24 protein-coding genes are annotated in these 25,038 nt (G+C 72.3%); 8 read left to right on the forward strand and 16 right to left on the reverse strand.

Annotation, left to right across the window (positions count from 1 at the left end):
- Positions 1-27: 27 nt before the first annotated feature.
- The 4 genes from K7I03_RS11655 (at position 28) to K7I03_RS11670 (ending at position 4,567) form a co-directional block, all read left to right on the forward strand.
- Positions 28-552: a PadR family transcriptional regulator gene (locus K7I03_RS11655; protein WP_185941813.1), complete on the forward strand. Its 525-nt coding sequence runs from the start codon at positions 28-30 to the stop codon at positions 550-552.
- On the forward strand, positions 549-1,235 hold the full coding sequence (locus K7I03_RS11660) for an ABC transporter ATP-binding protein (RefSeq protein ID WP_185941814.1): 687 nt from the start codon (positions 549-551) through the stop codon (positions 1,233-1,235). Before K7I03_RS11655 ends, K7I03_RS11660 begins: the two co-directional genes overlap by 4 nt.
- Positions 1,232-3,883 carry an ABC transporter permease gene (locus K7I03_RS11665; protein ID WP_317988263.1) on the forward strand — a complete coding sequence of 884 codons (2,652 nt, stop codon included), beginning with the start codon at positions 1,232-1,234 and terminating at the stop codon, positions 3,881-3,883. Before K7I03_RS11660 ends, K7I03_RS11665 begins: the two co-directional genes overlap by 4 nt.
- Positions 3,884-3,961: 78 nt before the next feature.
- Complete coding sequence (locus K7I03_RS11670) at positions 3,962-4,567, forward strand: Uma2 family endonuclease (protein ID WP_185941815.1); 606 nt, start codon at positions 3,962-3,964, stop codon at positions 4,565-4,567.
- Between the two features lie 32 nt (positions 4,568-4,599).
- Here the strand turns inward: K7I03_RS11670 and K7I03_RS11675 are convergent, their stop codons facing one another.
- Positions 4,600-5,631 carry a LysR substrate-binding domain-containing protein gene (locus K7I03_RS11675; protein ID WP_224347003.1) on the reverse strand — a complete coding sequence of 344 codons (1,032 nt, stop codon included), beginning with the start codon at positions 5,629-5,631 and terminating at the stop codon, positions 4,600-4,602.
- A gap of 131 nt (positions 5,632-5,762) precedes the next feature.
- Between K7I03_RS11675 and K7I03_RS11680 the strand changes: the two genes are divergently transcribed.
- Together K7I03_RS11680 and K7I03_RS11685 are read left to right on the forward strand one after the other, a co-directional pair.
- Complete coding sequence (locus K7I03_RS11680; RefSeq protein ID WP_185941816.1) at positions 5,763-6,317, forward strand: peroxiredoxin; 555 nt, start codon at positions 5,763-5,765, stop codon at positions 6,315-6,317.
- Positions 6,318-6,328: 11 nt separating this feature from the next.
- The gene (locus K7I03_RS11685; RefSeq protein ID WP_004941958.1) at positions 6,329-6,862 is read left to right on the forward strand and encodes an alkyl hydroperoxide reductase; all 534 of its coding nucleotides are present in this window, start codon (positions 6,329-6,331) and stop codon (positions 6,860-6,862) included.
- Positions 6,863-7,025: 163 nt separating this feature from the next.
- On the opposite strand, the gene K7I03_RS11690 is transcribed toward K7I03_RS11685, so the two are convergent.
- The 4 genes from K7I03_RS11690 to K7I03_RS11705 form a co-directional block, all read right to left on the reverse strand.
- Entirely contained in the window at positions 7,026-8,483 is a 1,458-nt protein-coding gene (locus K7I03_RS11690; RefSeq protein WP_185941817.1) for an AI-2E family transporter, read from the reverse strand.
- A gap of 200 nt (positions 8,484-8,683) precedes the next feature.
- The gene (locus K7I03_RS11695) at positions 8,684-9,421 is read right to left on the reverse strand and encodes an aggregation-promoting factor C-terminal-like domain-containing protein (protein WP_185941818.1); all 738 of its coding nucleotides are present in this window, start codon (positions 9,419-9,421) and stop codon (positions 8,684-8,686) included.
- 483 nt (positions 9,422-9,904) lie between these two features.
- Positions 9,905-11,227, reverse strand: coding sequence for a PhoH family protein (locus K7I03_RS11700; protein ID WP_185941819.1), 1,323 nt, complete (start codon positions 11,225-11,227; stop codon positions 9,905-9,907).
- A gap of 441 nt (positions 11,228-11,668) precedes the next feature.
- The gene (locus K7I03_RS11705) at positions 11,669-12,430 is read right to left on the reverse strand and encodes an isoprenyl transferase (RefSeq protein ID WP_185941820.1); all 762 of its coding nucleotides are present in this window, start codon (positions 12,428-12,430) and stop codon (positions 11,669-11,671) included.
- Between the two features lie 126 nt (positions 12,431-12,556).
- Between K7I03_RS11705 and mgrA the strand changes: the two genes are divergently transcribed.
- Complete coding sequence (gene mgrA / locus K7I03_RS11710) at positions 12,557-13,600, forward strand: L-glyceraldehyde 3-phosphate reductase (protein ID WP_185941821.1); 1,044 nt, start codon at positions 12,557-12,559, stop codon at positions 13,598-13,600.
- Positions 13,601-14,382: 782 nt separating this feature from the next.
- Here mgrA and K7I03_RS11715 read toward each other — a convergent pair.
- Entirely contained in the window at positions 14,383-15,123 is a 741-nt protein-coding gene (locus K7I03_RS11715) for a prepilin peptidase (RefSeq protein ID WP_185941822.1), read from the reverse strand.
- Between the two features lie 128 nt (positions 15,124-15,251).
- On the opposite strand from K7I03_RS11715, the gene K7I03_RS11720 reads away from it, so the two are divergent.
- Positions 15,252-15,632, forward strand: a complete 381-nt coding sequence (locus tag K7I03_RS11720; RefSeq protein ID WP_185941823.1) for a DUF192 domain-containing protein — start codon at positions 15,252-15,254, stop codon at positions 15,630-15,632.
- A gap of 16 nt (positions 15,633-15,648) precedes the next feature.
- On the opposite strand, the gene K7I03_RS11725 is transcribed toward K7I03_RS11720, so the two are convergent.
- The 10 genes from K7I03_RS11725 to K7I03_RS34310 all read right to left on the reverse strand — a co-directional run bounded on the left by K7I03_RS11725 (position 15,649) and on the right by K7I03_RS34310 (position 24,771).
- Positions 15,649-16,905, reverse strand: coding sequence for a hypothetical protein (locus K7I03_RS11725; protein ID WP_185941824.1), 1,257 nt, complete (start codon positions 16,903-16,905; stop codon positions 15,649-15,651).
- Positions 16,906-16,995: 90 nt separating this feature from the next.
- Positions 16,996-18,117: a DUF2332 domain-containing protein gene (locus tag K7I03_RS11730; protein WP_185941825.1), complete on the reverse strand. Its 1,122-nt coding sequence runs from the start codon at positions 18,115-18,117 to the stop codon at positions 16,996-16,998.
- Positions 18,118-18,288: 171 nt separating this feature from the next.
- Positions 18,289-18,933, reverse strand: coding sequence for an OmpA family protein (locus K7I03_RS11735; RefSeq protein ID WP_185941826.1), 645 nt, complete (start codon positions 18,931-18,933; stop codon positions 18,289-18,291).
- Positions 18,934-18,936: 3 nt separating this feature from the next.
- Complete coding sequence (locus K7I03_RS11740) at positions 18,937-19,518, reverse strand: hypothetical protein (protein ID WP_185941827.1); 582 nt, start codon at positions 19,516-19,518, stop codon at positions 18,937-18,939.
- A 25-nt stretch (positions 19,519-19,543) separates the two neighbouring features.
- Positions 19,544-20,194, reverse strand: a complete 651-nt coding sequence (locus tag K7I03_RS11745) for a pilus assembly protein TadG-related protein (protein WP_185941828.1) — start codon at positions 20,192-20,194, stop codon at positions 19,544-19,546.
- Complete coding sequence (locus K7I03_RS11750; RefSeq protein WP_004947925.1) at positions 20,191-20,352, reverse strand: Flp family type IVb pilin; 162 nt, start codon at positions 20,350-20,352, stop codon at positions 20,191-20,193. The genes K7I03_RS11745 and K7I03_RS11750 overlap by 4 nt, the downstream gene beginning before the upstream one ends.
- Before the next feature lie 286 nt (positions 20,353-20,638).
- Entirely contained in the window at positions 20,639-21,526 is an 888-nt protein-coding gene (locus K7I03_RS11755) for a DUF5936 domain-containing protein (RefSeq protein ID WP_185941829.1), read from the reverse strand.
- 85 nt (positions 21,527-21,611) lie between these two features.
- Positions 21,612-22,556, reverse strand: coding sequence for a type II secretion system F family protein (locus tag K7I03_RS11760; RefSeq protein ID WP_185941830.1), 945 nt, complete (start codon positions 22,554-22,556; stop codon positions 21,612-21,614).
- 194 nt (positions 22,557-22,750) lie between these two features.
- Entirely contained in the window at positions 22,751-24,310 is a 1,560-nt protein-coding gene (locus K7I03_RS11765) for a CpaF family protein (protein WP_185941831.1), read from the reverse strand.
- Positions 24,307-24,771: a pilus assembly protein gene (locus tag K7I03_RS34310; RefSeq protein ID WP_238513483.1), complete on the reverse strand. Its 465-nt coding sequence runs from the start codon at positions 24,769-24,771 to the stop codon at positions 24,307-24,309. Before K7I03_RS34310 ends, K7I03_RS11765 begins: the two co-directional genes overlap by 4 nt.
- Positions 24,772-25,038: the final 267 nt, after the last annotated feature.

Raw genomic sequence — 25,038 nt, forward strand, 5'->3', positions numbered from 1 at the left:
GGTATAGACCTGTTGTACAGTCGCGGCATGTCGATCGGACACACTCTGCTCGGCCTGCTGGAATCCGGTCCGCGGCACGGTTACGACCTGAAGCGGGCCTTCGACGCCCACTTCGGCCACGACCGGCCGCTGCACTACGGCCAGGTGTACGCGACGATGTCGCGGCTGCTGAAGAACGGGCTCGTCGAAGTCGACGGGATCGAGCAGGGCGGCGGCCCGGACCGCAAGCGCTACGCGATCACCGCGGCCGGCGTCGACGACGTCGGCCAGTGGCTCGCCCGGCCCGAGAGGCCCGAGCCGTACCTCCAGTCGACCCTCTACACCAAAATCGTCCTCGCCCTGCTGACCGGGCGGAACGCCACCGGACTGCTCGACGCCCAGCGGGCGGAGCACCTGCGGATGATGCGCGGCCTGACCGAGCGCAAGCGCTCCGGCGACCTGGCCGACCAGCTGATCTGCGACCACGCCCTGTTCCACCTCGAAGCCGACCTGCGGTGGCTGGACATGACCGCCACCCGGCTCGGCCGGCTCGCCGAGGCGGTGGGCGCGTGATACCCGCCGGCTCCCTGCTGAGCGCCGTCGGCCTGCGCAAGTCCTACGGGCCGACGCGCGCCCTCGACGGCGCCGACTTCTCCGTCCACCCGGGCGAGGTCGTCGCCGTCATGGGGCCCTCCGGCTCCGGCAAGTCCACGCTGCTGCACTGCCTGGCGGGCATCGTGCGGCCGGACGAGGGCGTCGTCACCTACGACGGCCGCCGTCTGACGGACCTGCCGGACGCCGAGCGGAGCGCCCTGCGGCGCGGGGAGTTCGGCTTCGTCTTCCAGTTCGGCCGGCTGGTGCCGGAGCTGACGTGCGTGGAGAACGCGGCCCTGCCGCTGCGGCTGGCCGGCCTCCGGCGCAAGGAAGCCGAGGCCAGGGCCCTGCACTGGCTGGAGCGGCTGGACGTCGCCGACACCCGCGACCAGCGGCCCGGCGAGGTGTCCGGCGGCCAGGGCCAGCGCGTCGCCGTCGCCCGCGCACTCGTCACCACACCCCGCGTGATCTTCGCGGACGAGCCGACCGGCGCCCTCGACTCCCTCAACGGCGAGCGGGTGATGGAGCTCCTCACCGCCGCCGCCCGGGAAACACGCGCGGCCGTCGTCCTCGTCACCCACGAGTCGCGGGTCGCCGCGTACTCCGACCGTGAGGTCATCGTCCGCGACGGCAGGGTGCGGGACATGACGGGGGTGCTGTGACGGGCGGTGACGTCCGCGCGGTGGGCAGGGATCCGGACGACGGGGATGTCCGAGCGGCGGGCAGGGACATAGAGGACGGAGACGTCCGCGCGGCGGGCAGGGCATCGGACGACGAGGACGTCCGCGCGACGGGCCAGGACTCGGACGACGAGGTGCGCCCGGACGACGAGGTGCGCCCACGCCGCGTACGTCCCGCGCCCCTCGGCGGGGACCGCACCCCGCCCCGCGCCTCCCGCCCCACCGGCCCCCACGGCCCCGCCCGTTGGCTCCGCGATCTGTGCTTCGGCGCCCGGTACGCCGTCGCCGGCGGCCGGGAGGGGCTGCTGCGGACCGCGCTCACGGCGGTGGGTGTCGGCCTCGGCGTGGCCCTGCTGCTGCTCGTCGCGTCCGTGCCGTCGATGCTCGCCCACCGGCACGCCCGGGAGGCGGCCCGCTCGGTCGGCGTCACCGGCGAGTTCCGCGACCCGGCCGAGCGGGACGCCCGGCGCGGCCCGGACACCCTGCTCTACCAGGAGGTCGGCACCGACTTCCGCGACAAGCCCGTCACCGGCGGACTGCTGACCGCGGACGGCCCCGACGCGCCCCGCCCGCCCGGCGTGGACCGGCTCCCGGAGCCCGGCGAGATGGTGGTCTCCCCCGCCCTCGCCGCGCTGCTGGCATCGGACCGGGGAGCGCTGCTCCGCGACCGGTTCGCCGCCTACCGGACGGTCGGGACCATCGGCGACGCGGGGCTCGTCGGCCCCGACGAGCTCCTCTATTACGCGGGCAGCGACCGCATCGGCCCGGCGACGGGCGCCAAGCGCGTCGACCGGTTCGGATACGACGCGCCGGACGCGCCGATGAGCCCGGTCCTCATCGTCCTCACCGTCCTCACCTGCGTGGTGCTGCTGACGCCGGTCGCCGTCTTCATCGGCACCTCCGCCCGGTTCGGCGGCGCGGGGCGCGACCGCAGGCTGGCCGCGCTGCGGCTGATCGGCGCGGACCTGCGGATGGTCCGCCGGATCGCGGCGGGCGAGGCGCTGACCGGCGCGGTGCTCGGGCTGGGCGCCGGTACGGCCCTCTTCCTGTGGCTGCGCGGGTACGCCCGCGACCTCACCATCCGCGACACCGGGGTCTTCCCGTCCGACGTCCTGCCGGCGCCCTGGACGATGGCGCTGATCGCCGTCGCGGTGCCGGCCTGCGCGGTCGCGGTCACCCTGTTCACCCTGCGCGGCGTCGCCGTCGAACCGCTCGGCGTCGTACGCGGCACGGCGCCCCGGCGGCGCCGGCTGTGGTGGCGGCTGCTGGTGCCGGCACTGGGGGCCGTCCTGCTCACCCCGGCGTTCGGCCGGGCGACCGGGGAGCTGCCGGGCGTGCCGATGGACGCCTGGCAGGTGGCCATCGGCGCCGCGCTGCTGCTGCTGGGCGTCACGGCGCTGCTGCCGTGGGCCGTCGAGGCGTGCGTCGCCCGGCTGCGCGGCGGCCCGCCATCCTGGCAGCTGGCTGTGCGGAGACTCCAGTTGAACAGCGGTCCGGCGGCCCGGGCGATCAGCGGCATCACCGTCGCGGTGGCCGGGGCCATCGCCGTGCAGACGGTCTTCACGGGTGTGCGCGGCGACTTCGACACATCGCCCGAGGCGCTCGCAACCCACTCGCAGCTCGTCGGCTCCCACACGGTCGGCTCCCCGAGGGAGGTGCACGACTGGGTGGACCGGCTCCGGCGCACCGAGGGTGTGCGGGCGGCGGCCGGGTACGTGGAGCGGTACATCGAGAAGGACGGCGAGCCGGACACGGTCACCAGCGTCGTCATCGGCGACTGCGCCACCCTCGCCGAGCTCGCCGACATCGGCTCCTGCCGGGACGGCGACGTCTTCCTCGGCCGCTCCGGGGAGCCCGGCCACGCCGACGCGTTCGGTCCGGGCACCAAGGTCGTCGCCGACCCGTACACCGACGACGCGGCGCGCCCGTACCGGTGGACCGTCCCCGACTCCGCGCGGGTGGTCCGCACCCGGCCCGATCCGACGGGCGAGCACCCCGACGGCGTCCTGGCCACCCCGTCGGCCGTCGACACGTCCGCCCTGCCCGACGCCAGGACCCGGCTGGCCGTCCGGACCGAGCCGGGCGACCCCGACGCCATCGAAAGGGTCCGCAACACGGCGGCCGGCATCGACCCCACGTTGCGCATCGGGCGGCTGGGCGGCGTGGTGAAGGACGACAACTACCCGCTGGTCCACCGCAGCCTGCTACTGGGCGCCGCGGGCATGCTGGCCCTGATCGGCGCGAGCATGCTCGTCACCACGCTGGAACAGCTCCGCGAACGGCGGCGCATGCTGGCCGCCCTCGTGGCCGTCGGCACCCCCCCGCCGCACCCTGGCCTGGTCGGTGCTGTGGCAGACGGCGATCCCTGTACTGCTGGGCATGGCCGTCGCCGTGGCCGGCGGCCTGGGCCTGGGCTGGGCCGTCCTGCGGCTGACGGACGCGCGGGTCGCGGACTGGTGGGCGTTCCTCCCGGTGACCGGCGCGGGCGTGGGCCTCATCGCCGTCGTCACCCTCGCCACGCTGCCGGTGCTGCTGCGGGTGACGCGGCCGGAGGGGCTGCGGACGGAGTAGCGGGGGCTTTTACCACAGGTCAGGTGGGGTTTTCGGGTGCCGCTAGCCCCTGCGAGTGAACACCTGTGCAAGGGATCGGAAGGGCTGTACCGGCCTACGACGATGTGGGCTCGACACCGGCCGCCAGGAGGAACACGATGCCCGTCGCAGCAACCGAGCGCCCCCGCGATCGCGAGGAGCCGACCTTGCTGGAGGAGGCCGAGCGACTCGCGGAACGGAATCCCGGCTACCGAGTCGAGATTCTGGGGGGACAGATCACGGTCACACCACCGCCCGACGCGTTTCACGCCCTCTCCCTGACCGACCTGACCTTCGCCTTCGAGGCAGCGCACACCGAGGAGACGTCCGTAGTCCAAGGCGTGGCCGTCTGGCTCCCCGACGGACCGCACGACTACGCCATTCCCGACCTGTCCGTCGTCGACAGCGACGCGGACGAGCACGCCGTCGAGTCGACCTACTACGACCCGGCCGTCTTCCGCCTGGTCCTCGAAGTCACCTCGACCAACTACGCCCAGGACGTGCGGACCAAGGTCGCCGCCTACGCGATCGCCAAGATCCCGGTCTACGTCATCGTCGACCGGAAGAAGCAGCGGCTGCACGTCCTGACGGACCCGTTCGCCAACGAGTACCGCAACCACCGCGTCTACGCACCCGGCGAGCGCGCCGAACTCCCGGAATCCATCGGCGCGAAGATCGAACTCGACGTCGACGGCATCCTCAAGAGGGCCGGCCGCCGGGGCTGACGCCCCGTCCACGATCCGGGGCCGACCGCCGCTCAGCCCACGATACGAACCGGCAACGAGCTCAGCGCGTCCCGCAAGGCGTCCGCGAACTCCTCGAACTCGCTCTGCCGCGCCGCGCCCGAGCGCATGGCCAGGGCGATCCGGCGGGAGGGTGGGGGCGCGGCGAAGCAGCTGGTGGCGAGGCGGTCGCTGCGGGCGGCCTCGACGCGGACGGCCGTCCGGGGCAGCAGCGTGACGCCGAGCCCGCCGCCGACGAGCTGGACCAGCGTGGACAGGCCGGACGCGCTGGTGGCCACGGATGCGCCGGGGGCGCGGCCGGCCTCGCGGCAGACGTCGAGGGCCTGGTCGCGCAGGCAGTGGCCCTCGTCCAGGAGCAGCAGGTCGAGGTCGCGCAGCGCGCTGCGCGGGACGTCCGCGCGCCCGGCCAGTTCGTGGTCGCAGGGCGTGACCAGGACGAAGTCCTCGTCGAAGAGAGGCATTTCGGTGACCCCGGGGGCGCCGAGCGGCACCGCGAGCAGCAGCAGGTCCAGCCTGCCCTGGGTGAGGCCGTCGAGGAGGGACGAGGTCTGCTCCTCGTGCACCTGGAGGTCGAGGTCGGGATAGACCTCCTGGACCAGCCGGAGCACGGTGGGCAGCAGATACGGGGCCACGGTGGGGATGACGCCCAGCCGCAGTACGCCGGTGAAGGGTGCGCGGGCGGCCTCGGCCTCCTCCATGAAGTCGCCGACGGCGTCCAGCACCGTCCGGGCCCGCGCGGCCAGCCGTTCACCCGCCGGGCTGAGCAGCACTCTCCGCGTCGTACGCTCGAAGAGCTGAATCCCGAGCGACTCCTCCAGGGCCGAGACGGCGCCCGAGAGCGCCGGCTGGCTCATCGAGATGGCCGTGGCGGCGTCCCGGAAGTGCAGGTGCTCGGCGACCGCCGCGAACGCCCTGAGCTGGGCCAGGCTGGGCTGGCGGGGCCGGCCGGACGACGCCTTCGCCCCGCCCGGGCGGGCGGCCGGCTCCTGGGGCGCGGCGCCCCGGGCGGCCCGGTTCCGCGGTATGAACGATTCCGTCGAGCCCATCGATAACCACCTCCGATCAACACCAATCAGTCTAACTATTTCCGCTATCAATGCCTCCTGTGGCAGGGTGGATCACGTCCAACCCCGCAGAAAGTCCGAAACCGGGACTTTCTTCGCTGCAAGGAGAGCGCGTGCTCACTGTCGGTGACAAGTTCCCCGAGTTCGACCTGACCGCCTGTGTGGACCTCGACGCGGACAAGGCTTTCGCGCAGATCGACCACAAGACCTACGAGGGCAAGTGGAAGGTCGTCTTCTTCTGGCCGAAGGACTTCACCTTCGTCTGCCCGACCGAGATCGCCGCATTCGGCAAGCTGAACGACGAGTTCGCCGACCGTGACGCCCAGATCCTCGGCGTCTCCGGTGACTCGGAGTTCGTCCACCACGCCTGGCGCAAGGACCACGCCGACCTGCGTGACCTGCCCTTCCCGATGCTGGCCGACGCCAAGCACGAGCTGATGCGCGCCTGCGGCGTCGAGGGCGAGGACGGCTACGCCCAGCGCGCCGTCTTCATCGTCGACCAGAACAACGAGATCCAGTTCGTCATGGTGACCGCCGGCTCCGTCGGCCGTAACCCCAAGGAGGTCCTGCGGGTCCTCGACGCCCTGCAGACCGACGAGCTGTGCCCCTGCAACTGGAGCAAGGGCGACGAGACCCTCGACCCGGTCGCGCTCCTCTCGGGCGAGTGAGCTGATTCCCCATGGCTCTCGATGAACTGAAGTCCGCCATACCGGACTACGCCAAGGACCTGAAGCTGAACCTCGGCTCGGTCATCGGCAACTCCGACCTTCCGCAGCAGCAGCTGTGGGGCACCGTCCTCGCCTGCGCGATCGCGACCCGTTCGCCGATCGTCCTGCGCGAGCTGGAGCCCGAGGCGAAGGCGAACCTGTCCCCGGAGGCGTACACCGCCGCCAAGGCCGCCGCCGCCATCATGGCGATGAACAACGTCTACTACCGCACCCGGCACCTGCTGTCGGACCCGGAGTACGGCAACCTGCGCGCGGGTCTGCGGATGAACGTCATCGGCAACCCGGGCGTGGAGAAGGTCGACTTCGAGCTGTGGTCCCTGGCCGTCTCCGCCATCAACGGCTGCGGCATGTGCCTCGACTCGCACGAGCAGGTGCTGCGCAAGGCCGGTGTGGCCCGCGAGACGATCCAGGAGGCGTTCAAGATCGCCTCCGTGCTCCAGGCCGTCGGCGCCACGCTCGACGCCGAGGCCGTTCTCAACGGCTGAGCACATCCCGTAGTACGCACGGCGGCCCGCCGACCTCCTTGGTCGGCGGGCCGCCGTCGTCATGCCGTCCGATGGCGGGGGCTCCGCGAGCTTCGTCGCACCCGGGGTCCGAGGCCTTCGTCGCCCCGGGGGGTTCCGTGGCTTTCGTCGCGCCCGGGCCGGTTCACTCCAGGCGTTCGCCCGGGACCTCGCCCCGGGAGTACGCCTTCAGATAGCCGACGACCGTATTGGTCACCGCCACCAGCGGCACCGCCACCACCGCGCCGCCGATCCCGGCGATCATCGAGCCGGCCGCCACGGAGAGCACCACCGCCAGCGGATGCACGCGGACCGCCCGGCCGAGGATGAACGGCTGGAGGACGTGCCCCTCTATCTGCTGCACGGCCAGCACGACCACCAGCACCATCGTCGCCGTGAAGACACCCTCTGTGACCAGCGCCACCACGACCGCCAGCGCGCCGGAGACCACGGCACCGACGAGCGGGATGAAGGCGAAGAGGAAGATGAAGACGGCCAGCGGCACGGCCATCGGCACCTTGAGGAAGTAGAGGCCGATGCCGATGCAGATCGCATCGATCATGGCCACTATCACCGTGCCCCGCACATACGCGGTGAGCGTCGCCCACGCGCGCGGCCCCGCCCCGGCGACACCCTCGCGGGCCGCGCTCGGCACCAGCCTGAGCACCCAGCGCCAGATCCTCGGCCCGTCGTAGAGCAGGAAGAGGGTGGTGAACATCGCCAGGACGATCCCGGTCAGGGTCTCGATGATGACCTGGACGCCCTGTATGCCCGCCGAGGTGATCTCGTCCGTGTTGGACCGGAGCGCCTTGGTCAGGTTGTCGGTGATGTTGTCGATCTGGTCCTGGGTGACATGGAACGGACTGGTCCGCAGCCATTCCTTCAGGTCGTGGAGGCCCGTCTCCAGCTTCCCGGACAGGTCGTCGGCGTTGTCCATCACCTGCCAGACCACGAACCAGCCGACCAGTCCCATGATCACGAAGCCCGAGATGAAGGTCAGGGCCGCCGCGAGTCCCCGGGGAAGGCCCCGTCGGACGAGCGTCGCGACGGTCGGCTGGAGCAGCGCCGTGATCAAAAGGCCCGCGACGAACGCCAGCACCACCAGCTGCACCGCGCTGATGACGCGCATCAGCACCCACAGCGTTCCCGCGAGCACCAGCAGTCGCCAGCCGGCCTCGGCGGCGACGCGGACGCCCCAGGGCACGGCGGAGACGGGGTCGGGACGCGGCGGTTCGGCGAGGACGGCCGCGGCGGAAGGGGGCGGGGTCCGGTCGGCCGAGGCTGAGCTCGTCCCCGGGGCCGGTGCCTCGTCGGGTGCGGCGGCGGACGGTTCGGCGGATGCGACGGATTCGGCCGATCCGGTCCGGGAGGGTGCGGCGGGTGCTCCCGGTTCGGACGCGGCGGGTCCTACGGGTCCGGGCGCGGCGGCTCCCCCGTCCGCCGGCTCGTGGACCGGTCGCCCGGGGGTGGAGTCGCCGGCCGGCGGCCGCGCCCAGGCGGGCACACCGTCCGGGTCGGTGCGCGCCTTGCGCTCCTCCAGCCGCTGGGAGAGCCGCGTCAGGCCCGAGCCGACCCTGTCGAGCCATTGTGGCAATCTGGACATTTCTCTTCCTCTACCCCCACATCCCCCGCGGCCATCCGGCATGAACGTTACCTGGGCCCCATGGGTCGGAGACGAAAGGTTTCCGCCCGTGGGGCCCGCGTTCCCTCCGGAAGACCCACAAAGCCCCCGACCGGTTGAGGTCGGGGGCTCGTGGAAGCGTAGCGCGGCGCGCGCCGGAGAGCCTGATACCGGCCGTGGGCCTAGTACCAGCTGTTGGCCTGCCAGAAGGACCAGGCGCCACACGGGCTGTGGTACCGCTCGTTCATGTAGCTGAGGCCCCACTTGATCTGGGTGGCCGGGTTGGTCCGCCAGTCGGCGCCCGCGGAGGACATCTTCTCGGCGGGGAGCGCCTGGACGAGGCCGTAGGCACCGGAGGAGGCGTTGGTGGCCGTGTAGTCCCAGCTGCTCTCGTTGTTCACGATGTTGCTGAAGCACTGGAACTGGTCGGCGGGAACGATCTGCCGGGCTATCGCCTGCACCTCGGCGGTGCTGTAGGAGCCCTTGACCGGGATGTCGACGGAGTCGCGCGTCGCCGAACGGCTCGCGACCTCGTCCTTGTCCTTCTTCTCCCGGTCCCTCTCCGCCTTCTCCTTGGCCTTCTCCTCCGCCTCCTTCTTGGCGGCGGCCTCGGCGGCTTCCTTCTTGGCGCTGGCGTCCTCGGCGGCCTGCTTGCGGGCGGCCTCCTCGGCTTCCTTCTTGGCGATCGTCTGGGCCACGCCGACCTGGGTGTCCGCCTGCTCCGTCAGCGAAGCGGTCTGGACGGCGTTCTGCCCGGCGGGAAGTTCCGCGAGGAGCGTCGTGTCGGCCGCGGCGGCCTGCACTCCGCCGGTCGTCGTCTTACCCTGCTCGTCGCCCTGGGCGACGCCCACGACGGCGCCGACGGTGGTGACCGCGGTGGCGGAGGCCACGGCGAATCCCCGGACCGAGATCCGGCTCACACGCTTTCCTTCCAGCATCGCCCGCGCATATGACCCTCGCGGACGCGATCGCGCCCCTGACGCTGGCCTCTGCTGGTACGGAGCCGCGGCATCGCGGGACCGGCCGGTCACTGGAGGCACTGGCCCGGCGGGCCGTCGGTGAACCTCCCGGTGGGGGAGGTACGTACGGTGCTCGGGCGGCATACGGCGACGCTGTTCAGTTGTCGGTTCACTCGCCGGTTCAAGGGCGGTGACCCGCGCGCTCCCTGGGGAGCCCGAGGTGCAAGTGCCGTATGCGGGGCCTGACAGGAACCAGACTCTGCCCGACGCGCACGCTCGGAGGCAATTCCGCGTTGCGTGGGAAACGTCACACCATGTTCGGCGCACCGGAATTCCGGGAATGGCGGCGCTGCAGCACAACGCGCGGCTAAGCTCCCAAGCTTTGCCGCGCGTTGTCACCCGGCGTCACCGGGCATGGCCGGACAGGCCGCGTCCGGCTGTCCGTCAGATGCGCCCGTCCTCCAGCATCTCCGTGACCAGCGCCGCGATCGGCGACCGCTCCGAACGCGTCAGGGTCACATGCGAGAACAACGGGTGCCCCTTCAGCTTCTCCACCACCGCCGCCACCCCGTCGTACCGCCCGACCCGCAGGTTGTCGCGCTGGGCCACGTCATGGGTGAGGACGACACGGGAGTTGGCGCCGATGCGGGAGAGCACGGTGAGCAGGACGTTGCGCTCCAGCGACTGGGCCTCGTCCACGACGACGAACGCGTCGTGCAGCGACCGCCCGCGGATGTGCGTCAGCGGCAGCACCTCCAGCATCCCGCGCCCCACGACCTCCTCGATCACCTCGGCCGTGGTCACCGCCGAGAGCGTGTCGAAGACCGCCTGGGCCCAGGGGCTCATCTTCTCCGACTCGCTGCCGGGCAGATAGCCCAACTCCTGGCCCCCGACCGCGTACAGCGGACGGAACACCATCACCTTCCGGTGCTGCCGCCGCTCCAGCACCGCCTCCAGGCCGGCGCAGAGCGCCAGCGCCGACTTGCCGGTGCCGGCCCGGCCGCCCAGCGAGACGATGCCCACGTCCGGGTCGAGCAGCAGGTCCAGCGCGACGCGCTGCTCGGCGCTGCGCCCGTGGATGCCGAACGCCTCACGGTCGCCGCGGACCAGGCGCACCGCGCCGTCGGCCGTCACCCGGCCCAGCGCCTTGCCCCGCGGCGACTGGAGCACCAGGCCGGTATGGACGGGCAGTTCGACCGCTTCCGGGATGTATGTCCGTTCGGCGGCGAACAGTTCGTCCACCTGCTCGGCGGTGACGGACAGCTCCGCCATCCCCGTCCAGCCCGAGTCGGTGATGGCCAGCTCCGCCCGGTACTCCTCGGCCAGCAGGCCCACCGACGACGCCTTGATGCGCAGCGGCAGGTCCTTGGAGACCACCGTGACGTCGTACCCCTCCGCCTGGAGGTTGCGGGCGACCGCGAGGATGCGCGAGTCGTTGTCCCCCAGGCGGAATCCGACCGGCAGTATGGCCGGATCGGAGTGGTTGAGCTCGACCCGCAGGCTTCCGCCGAGCTCCCCGATGGGGATCGGTGCGTCGAGCCGGCCGAACTGCACCCGGTACTCGTCGAGTCGGCGCAGGGCCTTCCGGGCGAAGTAACCGAGCTCCGGATGGTGCCTCTTGGCCTCCAACTCCGTGACCACCACGACGGGCAGCACCACCTCGTGCTCCTCGAAGCGGCACATGGCGCCTGGATCAGCCAGCAGGACGCTGGTGTCGAGGACATAGGTGCGCCGGTCGTTCTCACGGCGCTTCTTGCTGGTCACCACGGGTGCACGAACCCCCTCGGGGAGAGGTCTGGACGCGACCTGGGTCGCGGGGAAGGGGCCGGGTCCACGCCCTTCGAGGGCCGGTCGACGGCCCTCCACGTCCTCCGCGCGACCCGCGGGGGCGGCATGATCCGCCTGCACCGCTCAGCCGTCGCGGGCTTCGTCCGTCGCAAAGGGCCTCCCGGGCGGGCGGCCCCATGCCGCCCGCTGGCAGAGCGACGGTCATTGGGGCGACCGCCGGCCTGTGGGGGATATTCCCGCCGAAGCGCTTGACCATGCAACGGCATATGCGACGAGCAGGTGAACGACCGATCACCGGACCGCTACGGCGGCCCGGCCGGCAACGCTGTGACATCGGGCAATCGCCCAGCGCACCTACGGGACAAGGGCCGTGACGACCCGTACGGCGGACTCCCGGAGGTCCGCGCCCGGCACGTCCGTTCAGTATCCGTAACGCCGGTGGCGCGCCGCATAATCACGCAGTGCGCGAAGGAAGTCGACCTTGCGGAAGGCCGGCCAGAAAACCTCGCAGAAGTAGTACTCGGAATGCGCGCTCTGCCAGAGCATGAAGCCGGACAGCCGCTGCTCGCCGCTGGTGCGGATGATGAGGTCCGGATCGGGCTGGCCGCGCGTGTAGAGGTGCTTGGTGATGTGGTCGATGTCGACCGACTCGGCCAGTTCCTCGAAGGACGTGCCGTTGTCGGCGGCTTCCAGGATCAGAGAACGGACGGCGTCCGCGATTTCCTGCCGGCCGCCGTAGCCGACCGCCACGTTGACGAGTATTCCCTTGACGTCGAGCGTGGCCTGCTCGGCCTCTTTCAGGACGGTCTGCGTCTCGGCCGGGAGCAGGTCGAGCTGGCCCACGTGGTGGACGCGCCAACGGCCGTCCGCCGCCAGCCCGCGCACCGTGTTCTCGATGATGCCGAGGAGCGGCTTCAGCTCCTTCGCCGGCCGGTCCAGGTTGTCGGTCGACAGCATCCACAGGGTGACGACCTCGACGTCCGTCTCGTCACACCAGCCCAGAAGCTCCTGGATCTTGTCCGCGCCGGCCTGGTGACCCTGCTCCGGGGTCCGCCCGTCGGCCCGGGCCCAGCGGCGGTTGCCGTCCAGGATGACGCCGATGTGCTTGGGCACCTGGGCGTGATCGAGGCGGCCTTCCACCCGGTGTGCGTAGAGCCTGTACACCAGGTCGCGCAACTTCACGTTTCCAGCCCCTCCATGCCACTGCGGTTCCCCGCCACTGCGGGCGCCCGAGAGCGCCACATTACTGCCAGCGTGTCGCGAGGACCCAACTCGGCCGGTCACCGGGTCGTGATAGTCAGTGGCGACATGACCGATTCGCACTACCGCGCGGCCGAAACTCGCTACGACTCCATGGAGTACCGGCGAAGCGGCCGCAGCGGGCTCAAACTGCCCGCCATCTCCCTCGGACTGTGGCACAACTTCGGGGACGACCGCACCCTGGCCTCACAGCGCGCCATTCTCCGGCGCGCCTTCGACCTGGGCATCACCCACTTTGATCTGGCCAACAACTACGGACCGCCGCCCGGTTCCGCCGAGCTGAACTTCGGCAAGCTCTTCGCCCAGGACTTCCGGCCCTACCGCGACGAACTGCTCATCTCCACCAAGGCCGGCTATCTGATGCACCCCGGCCCGTACGGCGAATGGGGTTCGCGGAAATACCTGCTCTCGTCCCTCGACGCGTCACTGGTCCGAATGGGTGTCGATTACGTCGATATCTTCTACTCGCACCGCTTCGACCCGCACACCCCGCTGGAGGAGACGATGGGCGCCCTCGCGTCCGCCGTCCGGCAGGGGAAGGCCCTCTACGCCGGTGTCTCCTCGTACACGGCGGAGCAGACCAGGGAGGCCGCCCGGCTGCTGCGCGAGATGGGCGTGCCCGCGCTGATCCACCAGCCCTCCTACTCCATGATCAACCGCTGGACGGAGGACGACGGGCTGCTCGACACCCTGGAGGACGAGGGCATGGGCTGCATCTCCTTCGCGCCGCTGGCCCAGGGGCTGCTCACGGACAAGTACCTGGGCGGGAACGTGCCGGCGGGCTCCCGGGCCGCCAAGGGGACGTCGCTGGACCCGACGCTGCTCACCGAGGACATGCTGCGCCGGCTGCGCGGCCTGGACGGGATCGCGCGGCGCCGCGGGCAGTCGCTGGCGCAGCTGGCGCTGCGCTGGGTGCTGCGGGACGAGCGGATGACCTCCGCGCTGATCGGCGCCTCCAGCGTGGGGCAGCTGGAGGCGAATGTGGCGGCGCTGGAGGGACCGGAATTGACCGGGGAAGAACTGGCTGAGATCGATTCCTTCGCGGTGAGCGCGGAAGGGGTCAACATCTGGGCGAATCGGGGCGGCTCGTAGGGGTCTGCGGGGATCCGGGGGGGGGCAGGGGGATAGCGAGCGGGGGAGAGGGGTTGGGAGGGGTACGAGAGGCGCGAGGAGTGGGGCCGGACGCCGGGGGGCCGGGCGCCGGGTACCGGAGGGGGCGGGCGGTGACCTGCGGCCGCGCGGGGCCGGCCCGCGCGGCCGACCCCGCCCGTCGGCCACAGATGTCCGACAGGTGTCCCGCACGCATCGCGTAGACGCTTCGCGAATGATTTGTGCATGAATCGTGGGTGATTCCGGCGCCCTTGCGGCGGGGGAATTCCACCGGATCCGGATCACAACTGCCCGGAGTCGCACGAATCCATACGGAGAGTGACATCCGCCCATGAAAAACGGGCCGGTCCGTGGGGGGGATACGGACCGGCCCGAGGGGGGGTTTCCACCATAACCGGTCGGAGGGGGTGCATCGCGCATCGGCGAGGGTGACATAGCGTGGCGCGCTGACTTTCGGCACAGTTGTTGATCTTGTAATGCTCGGCGGCCGGGGTCACGGGATCCCCGTTCCTCCGTGTCAGCACTGGGGCTACGGTGTAGAACCAGCCAAGTGATCACCTGCCGATCGTGCTGTCCGTCACCGTCATCGAAATGTTGCACAAACTCGTCGCCGACTTGACGGGGGTGGGCCGAATGGGGGGGGCGAGGCGAGCGTTCGGGCAGCGGAACGCTGACGCCGGTCGCCGGAGCACGTGCTTCCCCCTGGGGGTCGGGGCCCCTCCCCCTCCCCTCCCTCCCCGGCCCCCTCCCCGCCTCCGCCCCCATCAAGGCCGCGCCGACCACCCGCCCGCCAGGAGGGCCAGCCAGGCTCCGGCGAGCAGGAAGGGTCCGAGGGGCATGGTCGTGCCGCGTCCCGCGCCGCGGGTGAGCATCAGCGCGATGCCGTACACCGAACCCAGCAGCAGACCCGCGAGGCCGCCGAGTATCAGCACGCCCCAGCCGTACCAGCCCAGTGCGCAGCCCAGCCCCGCGGCGAGCTTGACGTCGCCGAACCCCATCCCGGCCGGGTGGGCCAGGAACAGCAGGAGGTAGGCGCCGCCGAGCACCAGGCCCCCGAGCAGGGCTCCGGTCCACGTGCCGCCGGACGCCGGCAGCAGGGCGGTCACTCCGAGCAGCGCGGCCGTGCCCACGCCCAGGGGCAGCGTCAGGGCGTCCGGTAACCGGTGCACGGCCCAGTCCACTCCCGCGAGCACCACACCCACCGGTATCGCCAGCAGCCACACGCCGAGTTCGGGCCGCGGGCCGACCACCGCGGCCGTCACCGCGCACACCACGGCCGTCGCTCCGGCCGGCCACACCACCCCGGGGCCGTATCTCGTCCGCCCGCACGCCGTACACCGTCCCCATCCGATTCCGCCGCCGAGCACGTGCCCGCAGGGGGCCACGGTCCGCCACGGCTCGTCCGGCTCGACCGACAGCCGGTAGCGGGCACCCGGCACCAGCGTGCCGGCCAGAGTTCCGTAGAGGGCGGCCGAAGCCACCAGCACGATCGACAACCAGTTCATGCGGCGAGATTACGGAGCCGGGCGAGGGGAGGGGGCGATCCCCGCGAAAGCTGTGGACGACCCGCCGCATGTGGATAACTTGGCTACCCGGAAGGCTGATTGGTCGACTTCTCTCCAGGCGAAGGGGCATGCCGATGCCAGGATGGGTGGACGGCTTCACCCACCTCACCGTCGGACCCGCGGAGTGCGGGGGCCCGGCGGTTCCGGTGGAGGTCGCCGCCTCCTACCGTGCCCGGACGCGCGGGCTGCTCGGACGGGACGGGATCGAGGGCGCCATGCTGCTCACCCCGGCCGGCTCGGTGCACACCTTCGGAATGCGGTTCCCGATCGACGTCGCCTATCTGAGCCGGGACATGCGGGTGCTCGCCGTGCGCACCATGCCTCCGCACCGTCTCGGCCGGCCCCGGCCGACGGCCCGCCATGTGCTGGAGTCGGCGGCCGGAACGATGGCGCGATGGGGGCTGCGCGAAGGGGCGCACGTGCGGATTCCGCCCGTCACGCCCGGGTGAATGGTGACCGGGGGGCTCACTCCTCCGGTCTGCGGGCCGCCAGGTACCAGCCGCCGAGGCCCAGGAGGAGTGCCGTTCCGGTGCCGACGCCCGCGTAGCCGACGGCCTTCAGGCGCCCGTCCGGTGCCGGGGAGGCCGCCGCGGCGCGGAAGGTGGTGCCGTCGGGGGCGCGGTGGGCGTGAGGGCCGGGCGGGCCCGTCGGCGCGCTCCGGGCCGGTGCCGTGGTGACCGTGAGCGTGACGGGCACCGCTTCCGAACGCCTTTGACCGACCTTGGTGTTCAGACTGACCTGGAGGTAGTACCAGCCCTCGGATCCCGTGTCCCGTCCCGGCGGCGGTGCGGCGAGGGGGATGGCGACGGCGTGGCCCTGGTAGCCGTCCGTCCGGTTCGTCACATGGCCGCGGGCGGCGTCGTTCAGGCCCAGGCGCACGCCGTTGGCGACATAGGGGACGCGTCCCGGGGCGTCACCGAACGTCGCTTTCGCGAACAGCTGGCGGCCGGTGGCAACCGGGGTGCGGTAGAAGCGGGTCTCCCCCGGGCGGATCGAGTCCTTCCAGGTGCCCGTCCGGACGTCGGCCGCGTCGTTGAACCCGCTGCCTCCGGTGACGTCCTTCGCCGGTCCGGCCGGTTCCGGTGGTGGTTCTGAGCTCCATGTGCCGGGTGGAGACGTCGGCTTGGGGGTGACCGGTGGGTGGCGGGTGACGGCGGTAAGTTCCAGGGAGACGGGGGCGGGGTCTCCGTCGTCCGCTTCGCCCCGGGCCACGACGAAGTGGTAGGTGCCGGCCGCCGCACAGGGTCCGCCCGCTCCCGCGAGACGTTCGGTGTGGTCGGCGAGTGGGTAGGCACCGCCTTCGGCGAGGAAGGAGCGGTGGCGCGACGGTCCGCAAGGGGTGCCGTCGGCGCGGCGCAGCGATACGTCGATGCCGTCGCGGAGGCCCGGGGTGCCGCCCGGGCGAGGTGCGGCGACCGCGGAGACGTAGGCGTCGGACGTGCCGTCCAGGCGGACGGCGTAGAACTTCCGCTCGCCCGGGGCGATGGTGTCCGTCGCCGTGTGGCCGCTCGGCACGAGGGGCGGGTCGGCTGTGGCGGCCCGCGCTCCGTGGATCTCCTGGGCGTCGGGCGCCGTCCGGTAGGCGGCCGGCGGTCCGGCGCTCGTCGCCCCGGCGGGTGCGGCGACCGCGGGGGCCGCTGCCGTGGCGAGCGCTCCTGCGGCGAGGGCCAGTCGCAGCGCGCCGGTTCCCTTCCGTGCCGACCGCCTCGTACCGCCCGTCACGTACCGCCCCCCTCGTTCGCCACCAGGGCTTTCGGAAGGCCCATCCTGCCGCCTGGCGAGGGTGGTTGGCGAGATACCGGTGGGGCGGTTTCAGCCGGTGAGGGAGGTGATCTCGCATGCGCGAGCGTCGAGGCCCCAGGGGTGGGCCTCGGCCAGCACCTCCTCCGGCCCGTCGCCGAGGCGGGCGGTGAGGACGAACCGGTGGGTGTCCCCGACGCGCCGCGGTTCGAACGCGAGGTGGGCGAACCAGCCCGTCTCCGGTCCGGTCGCGGCCGTGCGCAACCGGGCGAGCTCCGTCTCGACACGGTCCCATTCCGCGGGTGGTACGTACTGGCGCATCACGGAGTGCCAGACGACGGTGAGGGTGCCGGAGCGGAGGCCGGCGTCGGCGAGGAAGTCGGCCGCGCCCTGGGAGAGGACCCGGGCGGGCAGTCGCCGGGCCAGGTCGATGGCTCCGGAGAGCCGGACGGGGCGGGCCGGGTGATCGGGCCAGACGTAGGCGCGGAGGGCGAGGGCGCCGGTGGGGTCGAGGGGGTCCAGCGGGTCGACGTCGCAGCCGAGGCGTTCGACGACGTCCAGGGCGGGGACGCGGGCCGCGGCGTCGGCGATCCGGGGCGGTGGGGTGCCGTCGCGCCAGGCGCCGTCGAGGACGACGGGCGAGGCGGGGTCTCCCCAGGCGAAGCGGGGTGCCGCCGGGTCGCCGGCGGTGACGCGGAAGCGGTCGGCGCGGAGGTTGAGGCCGCCGCTGGCGCCGAGTTCGAGCAGGCGGACGGGGGGCGGTTCGGGGGTTCCGAGGGCGGCGACCGTGGTGAGCAGGCCGCTGATCAGCATGTTCGCGCGGCCGACCTCGTTCGTCTGGGGCGGGCGGCGCATCCAGTCGGTGATGTGCTCGGGGTGGTCGGCGACGGCGCGCCGGAACGGTTCCCACGCCGCGTCCGGGTCGTCGGCGGTGCCGCCCGCCGTGGGGTAGTGGGCGGCCAGGTCCGGTGCTTCGCCGAGCAGGACGAGCGCGTGGACCGCGCCCATCAGCCGGAGTCCGACGGCGGCCGGGCCCGGGGCGCCCTCCAGGGGGGCCACGGCGTCGGCGCAGGGTCCGCCGTCGCGGACGTCCTGGGCGGCGCGGGTGAGGAGCGTGGCGTAGAGGGGGGAGTTGAGTTCGGCGCAGGCCTGGGCCTGGGTGTCGAGGAGGTCGGCGGTGCGGGCGCGGGTCATGGGCCCTCCTCGGGGACTGTCGGTGTCGTCCGGCGATGGTCGGTGCTGTCCGGCGGTATCGGTCAACCTAGCGGCGGACGCGCTGGTTCCGGGGAGGATGGGGCAGTGATCCACACCTCAGGCGCGCGCCGGCCTCGGTACGTGGGTGTGCCGGGGCGCGGTGCCGGGTGTTCAGCGGCCCTGGCGGGGGAAGCTGACCTCCACTCTGCGGTTCTTGCGGCGGCCGTCCTCCGTGGCGTTGTCCGCGATGGGGTAGTCCTCGCCGTAGCCGCGGATCTGGTAGGAGATCGCGGAGGAGCCGAGTTCTTTGGCAAGTTGGCGCTGTACGGCGTTGGCGCGTTCTTTGGACAGGGCTGTCCCGTGGTCGGCGGATCCGAGGTTGTCGGTGAATCCGAAGACGCGCAGGGTGGTGGCGTGTTGGTTGCGTGCCTCGTCGGCGATGGTTTTTATGCGTTGGGCCGCGGCGCCGTTGAGGGACGAACTGTCCTTGTCGAAGAGGACTTCGGCTTGAAGGGCGAAGGTGACGTTGACGTTGGTGTCGACGCGGCGTTCGCTGCCGTTGCCGGTTTCGATGACGGATTTGATGTCCAGGACCCGGCCGGGGGCGAGTTTCGCGCCTTTGCGGAGTCTGAGTCCGGAGGCGTGGGCGTCGAGCTTGACGGGCGGCTCGCTGCGGGCCTGGTCTCCGGGGCCGGAGGCGTGGGCGGGGGCCGGCGCGGCGGTGAGGAGGGCGGCCGCCGTGAAGGCCGCCGTGAGGACGGCCGTGGCGAGCGGCCCGTGGTGGCGGGCGGGCGGTGTCGGCGGGCGGCGGGTCACGGGTCACCCCGAGAGCGCGATGCGGACGGTGGGCATGGTGGGGATCTGGAAGTCGACCTGGGCGACGTCGGCGGGAGGTGCGGGGAACTGGGCGAAGAGGGGCCGGGATTCCTGGGGTTTGATTCCCGTGAGGCCGGTGCTGCACAGGCATTGGCCGTCGGTGTCCCGGAGGACGAGGTAGCGCTTTTTTCCCTTGGCGTCGACGAGGGTGGCGCCGGAGACGGCGGACTGAGACCTGACGTCGGTTTCCTTGGAACGCCATTCCAGGGCGTTGAACAGTTTGGTGCCGCGGTTGGTGACGGTGCCCTGGACGGTGACGAACCCGCCGTCCTCCCGGGCCGCGGAGGTGATGGTGACGACGATTCCGTCGCCGTTGCGCATTTCGCCCAGTGCCGCGGACGACGAGGTTTTTCCCTGGCCTTTGGGTTCGGGTTTCCCGGTGTCCGCGGCGGTCGGGCGGCCCGACGCGTTCCGCTCGTCGCCACCGCCGTCGCCGCCGTCTCCGCAGCCGGACAGGGCGAGCACCGCGGCGACGGCGAGCGACACCGGCAGCACGGCCCGGGGGTGTCGGCGCCCTGCGCTCATGGGTGGCGTTCCTCCGCTCGTGGGGTCATCGGTCGGTGGCGGCGAGGCGGACGGCGAAGAGGGTGCGTGCCGTGAGCCGGGGGTCGGGGTGGGCGGGGTCGACGGTCAGCGGCCCGTCGTCGCAGTCGAGCCGGGCGTAAGCGGCGCCAACGTCCCCGCCCGGGGCGGGGCGGCAGCGGGGGGCGACGACGGCACGGGAGCTGACGGTGGGGCGGACGTCCTCGCTGCCGGGGACGACGGAGGTGCCGATCCCGTCGCGGGCGGTGACGGTGACGTCGAAGGCCAGCGTCGTGGGGTCGGGACCGGGGGCCGGGGCGCAGCCGGGGCCGGTGAGGCCGGCGGCGTTGTCGCGGGCGAGGCGTTCCGCTTCGCGGCAGGCGGTGACGGGGGTGTCGCCGCGGCCGTCGAACCAGCGCCGCCAGTCGCCGCCGGGCCGGGTGGTGAGATCCCGGAGGAAGCCGGTGTAGGACTGCTCCCGGTAGTCCTGTGCGGCGGCGAGGGCGGCGGCGTCGGCGGCGGACCCGGTGCCGTTCCTGGCGGCTCCCGCCATGCCGACGGCGAAGACGGCGAGCGCGACGAACAGGAACCCGGCGACCGCCACGATGTACAGGGGGAACGCCTGGCCCGCGTCCCGTCGACCGGGCGGCCCGCGGAACAGCGGCGGACCTGGGGTCACTTGGCGATTTTTTGGATCTGATCCATGATCGCTTTTGCGATCACCGTGCCGAAGTCCGTCGTCGTGAGGACGAGGACGATCGCCACCACGACGGCGATGATGCCCAGGTACTCGACCGAGGTCTGCCCCCGGTCGTCCTCCCAGAAGCGCTTCCCCATTCCCATCCCCTCCACGCGTGGCCGGGCGCTGCGGGTGGCGTCCGGAACGGCCGGTCGCCGCAGGGGAAACGTACGCCCGAACACCGGACGCGGGACAGTGCGCGTGCCTCGTATTCCCTCTTTCGCAGGGGAGTTGGTCGTTCCCGTGCGTCACACGCGCCACCCCCGTCCAGCTTCGCGTACCACCGCCGAGGTCCTTCGGGCGAAGACTGTCCCACAGCCGGTTGCAGAAGCGAAGAGGTTTCACAGAACTCCTCCGTCCGGACCGCCGCCCGCCGTCCCGGCCTCATCGGCCCGACACCGTGCCGAAGTCGACGCCCGAGCCGAGGAAGAATCCGGCGATCATCAGGGCCAGCGTGCCGGGGACCATGAACGTGGTGATGACGACCGTGGCCTTGGGGACCGCGCGGGCCGCCCTGCGGCGGGCGTTCTGGGCGTCGGTGCGGCGCATGTCGGCTGCGATGTCCATGAGGGTGTCCACGATGGGCGAGCCGAGCTCCTCGCCCTGCTGGAGGGCCGAGACGAACTGCGCGACCTGTTCGGAGTCGTTCCGCCGGCGCAGCCCGTCGAAGGCGTCCCGGCGGCTGACGCCCATGTCCATCTGCCGCAGAGCGATACGGAGTTCGTCCGCCCACGGACCCTCGTACCGTTCGGCGACCCGGTCGAGGGCCTGCCGGAAGCTCAGCCCGGCGCTGACGACGACCGCGAGGACGTCGAGGAAGTCGGGGAGCGTCCGTTCGATGGCGGTCCGCCGCTCCCGGACAGCGGCCCAGATGCCGACCTCGATCCAGAACAGGCCGAAGGCGACGAGCAGCACGGCTATGAGCAACCGCCCCTCGACCAGCATGACGAGCGCGCCACCGAAACCGAGGGCCCCGTACACCGCGCGGCGGGCCGCGTAGCGGTCGACGGTGAGACCGCCGGGGTTGCCCGCGCGGTCGATCCGCGTGCGGATCCGGGCCACGCGGCGCGGGCCCATCAGGCGTAGCACGAGCGGGGCCCACCGCATGCCGAGACGGTCGACGGCCGAGCCGACCGCGGTGGTGCGGGTGGCTCCGACCTCCAGGGCGACGGCGAGGTCCGGGGGAAGTCTGGCCTCGCTGCGCCAGAGGGCGACGCCGTAGCAGACGCCGGCCACGGACGCGCCGGCCAGGAGGGCGATCAGCAGGCCCATGTCCGTCTCCTCGGAGCGTGGTGGGAGGGGTGGGGGGGTGGCAGGGGCGGGTGTGCGGGTGGGCTCTTCGCCGCGCGGGGCGGGTTCAGATGTCGATGCGGGACATGCGGCGTATGAGGAAGAAGCCGACGCCGTAGAGCGCGAAGGCGCCTATGACGGTGAGCTGCCCGAGGGCGGTGCCCGTCATACGGTCGATGGAGCCGGGGGCGATGCGGTCCAGGAGGAAGAGGGTGCCGACGCCCATCAGGGGAACGACGTATGCCGTGGCGGTCACCTGGGACAGTTGGGTTCGGACCTCCCGTCGGGTCTCCTTCCGTTCCTCCAGCGTCTCGGTGAGGTTGCGCAGGGAGCGGACGACCGAGCCTCCGGCGTGGTGGGAGAGGACCAGGGTGGTGACGAGCACGCCGAGTTCGCGGGAGGGCAGCCGGTCGGCCAGTTCGGCGAGGGACTCTTCGACGGAGTGCCCCACGGCCAACCGATCGGCGACGGCCGCCAGTTCCTCACCTGCTGGGGCGTCCATCTCCTCCGCCGCCATGCCGAGGGCCGTGCGCAGGGCGAGGCCCGCCTGGGTGGCGTTGGCGAGGATGCGGGCCAGCTCGGGGAGTTGGTTGATGAACTTCTCGATGCGTTTGCGGCGCTGCCGCCCCAGGAAGGCGAACGCCGTCCAGACGGCCACCACCGCGGCGAGCGGTCCGAAGAAGGGGGCCAGTGCGAGGGCTGCCACGACCCAGAGGACAACGGCTGCGGCGCCGGTCCACAGCAGGAAGTCGCCCGGCGCGACCCCGAGTCCCGTGGCGGCGATGCGCAGTTCCAGCCGTCTGCCGAGGCGCGTCCCGCGCACCGCGCGGTCGAAGCGGCGTAAGGGCCGGGAGCGGGCGGTGGAGCGGGACGACTCCCCTGGGTCGGCGAGGCGTTCGGCGAGAGCGGCCTGCCGCTCCCGGCCGGTCAGGTACGTCCGTACACCGGCGACGGCGAGCACGCCGCAGAGCAGGGTGATGCCCAGGGTCAGGAGCGCGAGGGAGTCGTTCATGTGCGGTCGCCTTTCGTGGCCTTCCTTGGCCTTCCGTGGCCTTTTCCGTGGCCTTTCGTGGCCGTCTCCATGGCCTCTGGTCCGTACCGTCGTGGGTGCCGCGGCGGCTGCCGCCGGCGTCCTGGTGGGTCTTCCCAGGAGGCGGCCTCGGGTGAACCCCGAGTCGACCCGGACGCGTCCCGGATATCACCCCACTAGGGGGTCTGTTCGGCTTCCGCGGCCCCCTCGCCGTACGCGGCACCCTCGCCGTAAGCCGTCCCCTCGCCGTAAGCCGTCCCCTCGCCGTAAGCCGTCCCCTCGCCGTACGCAGCCCCCTCGCCGGCCGGGACTCTCTCGCCGGCCGCGGCCCGCCCGGCGTGGCGGCCCGTGGTGCGTGGCCCGGCGACGGTGCCGGGCGGCGCGGCGACCCCGAACGCCTGCGGAACCGGCTCGTTGGCCAGGCGCAACCGGCCGACGGCCCGCTCGGGCAGCGGGAAGTGGGCGAACGTGCCGCGGACGACGCGGTCCGGGCCCATGGGCAGCGCGTCGAAGCAGACGACGGCGGTGAGACGGTGGCCGGTGGCGGCCGGCGCCCAGGCGGCGGACCGCTCGGCCGGAGCGCCGGGCCGCCCGTGGGGCGCGTAGGAGTCCAGTAGCGCCACTTCACTGATGCGGCGCGCTCCGTCGGCGGTGCGGGTGAGCTGGACGACGCAGTCCACGGCGCTGTCGATCTGGTCGCGCAGCGCCTCGTAGGGGATCTTGACCTCCGACATGGAGGCCAGTGTGCGCAGCCGCATCAGCGCGTCCTCGGCGCTGTTGGCGTGGACGGTGGCGAGGGAGCCGTCGTGCCCGGTGGACATGGCCTGGAGCATGTCGAGGGTCTCCCCGCCCCGGACCTCACCCACGATGATGCGGTCGGGACGCATGCGCAGGGAGTTGCGCACCAGGTCCCGGATGGTGATCCGGCCCTTGCCCTCCACGTTGGGCGGGCGGGATTCAAGGCGGATCACATGTGTCTGCTGGAGCTGGAGTTCGGCGGCGTCCTCGACGGTGATGACGCGCTCGCCGTCCGGGATGAGGCCGGAGAGGGCGTTGAGCAGCGTGGTTTTGCCGGAGCCGGTGGGGCCGGAGATGACGATGTTGAACTTCGCCCGGACCAGCCCCGCGAGCAGCATCAGCGTCGGCTCGTCCAGCGTGCCGATGCCGACGAGTTCGCGCAGCGTGTAGACGCGCGGGAAGCGGCGGATGGTGAGGGTGGCGCCGTTGAGGGCGAGGGGCGGGATGATGACGTTGACGCGTTCACCGCTGGGGAGGCGGGCGTCGACCATGGGATTGGACTCGTCCACGCGGCGGTTGACGGTGGAGACGATGCGTTCGATGGTCTGCATCAGCTGCTCGTGGGAGGCGAACCGCACGGGGACGGCCTCGACGCGGCCGGCGCGCTCGACGAAGACCTGGTCCGGTCCGTTGACCATGATCTCGGTGACGGTCGGGTCCTCCAGGAGGGGTTCGAGGATGCCCAGGCCCAGGGCCTCGTCCACGACCCGGCGGATGAGCCGGTCGCGTTCGGCGGTGGAGAGGACCGGGCCCTCGCGGCTGATGATGTGGCCCAGCACCCGCTCCAGCCGGGCCCGCCGCTCGGCGGCGGCGAGCGCGGACATCTCGGCGAGGTCGATCTCCTCCAGGAGCTTGGCGCGGTAGACGGGGACGAGGTGGTCCGACTCCCGCCCGCCGCCGGGCGGTTCGGGGCTGACGACGCGGGCCCGGAGGCTCATGGGCGGCTCTCCTGAGGAAGCACTCGTGGCTCGTGAGACTTGTCAGGCTCATGAGGCTCATGGGAGTCATCGGGGGGATTGCGGGAGAGGGCGGCGGGCCCAGGCGAACCGCCGGAGGGGGGAAGGGCCGAAGGCCCGGCCGGAACGTCGGTGGGGGCGTGCGCGTCATTCGGGCAGCGCATGGTGGCGTGCCGGGTGACGTGGAAGCCGGTGCCGGGGAGGAGGCCGGGGACGGAGACGTCCACCGTGGCGGTCACTTCGGAGGCGCCGGGAGTGCAGGGGGGTGCCTGGACGGTGTCGGCGCGCCGGGCGACCCAGTCGGTCATGGCCGTCCTGGCGGCGGCTTCCGGGGTGGTGCGGGAGTCGTCGAGTGTCGCCGTACGGGCGGCGGCGCGGGCGCCGGTTCCCGCCTGCTGCGCGGCGAAGGCCGCCAGGCCGAGCTGGATCGCGGCCAGACCCACGAGGAGGAGGACAGGCAGGAAACCGATGAACTCGACGGCAGCGGAACCGCGGTCGCCTGGCGGCCGGCGGCGACTGCCCGCCGCTCCGGGTCGGACGCGCGGGCGGCCTCGTACGGCCTCGGCCCGGGAACGTCGCGCCGCCCCGGCCCGGGAGCGAGCGCGTTCCTCCGGCTCCCCGGACCGGGCGGTCCGAACCGCCCCGGCCCGGAAGGCCGGCACCCCCGCGGCCCGCAGGCGTCGGCGGTCTCGGGTGTCCTGGGCCGGAAG

Origin of the sequence: Streptomyces mobaraensis, assembly GCF_020099395.1 — a bacterium.
GTDB lineage: Bacteria > Actinomycetota > Actinomycetes > Streptomycetales > Streptomycetaceae > Streptomyces.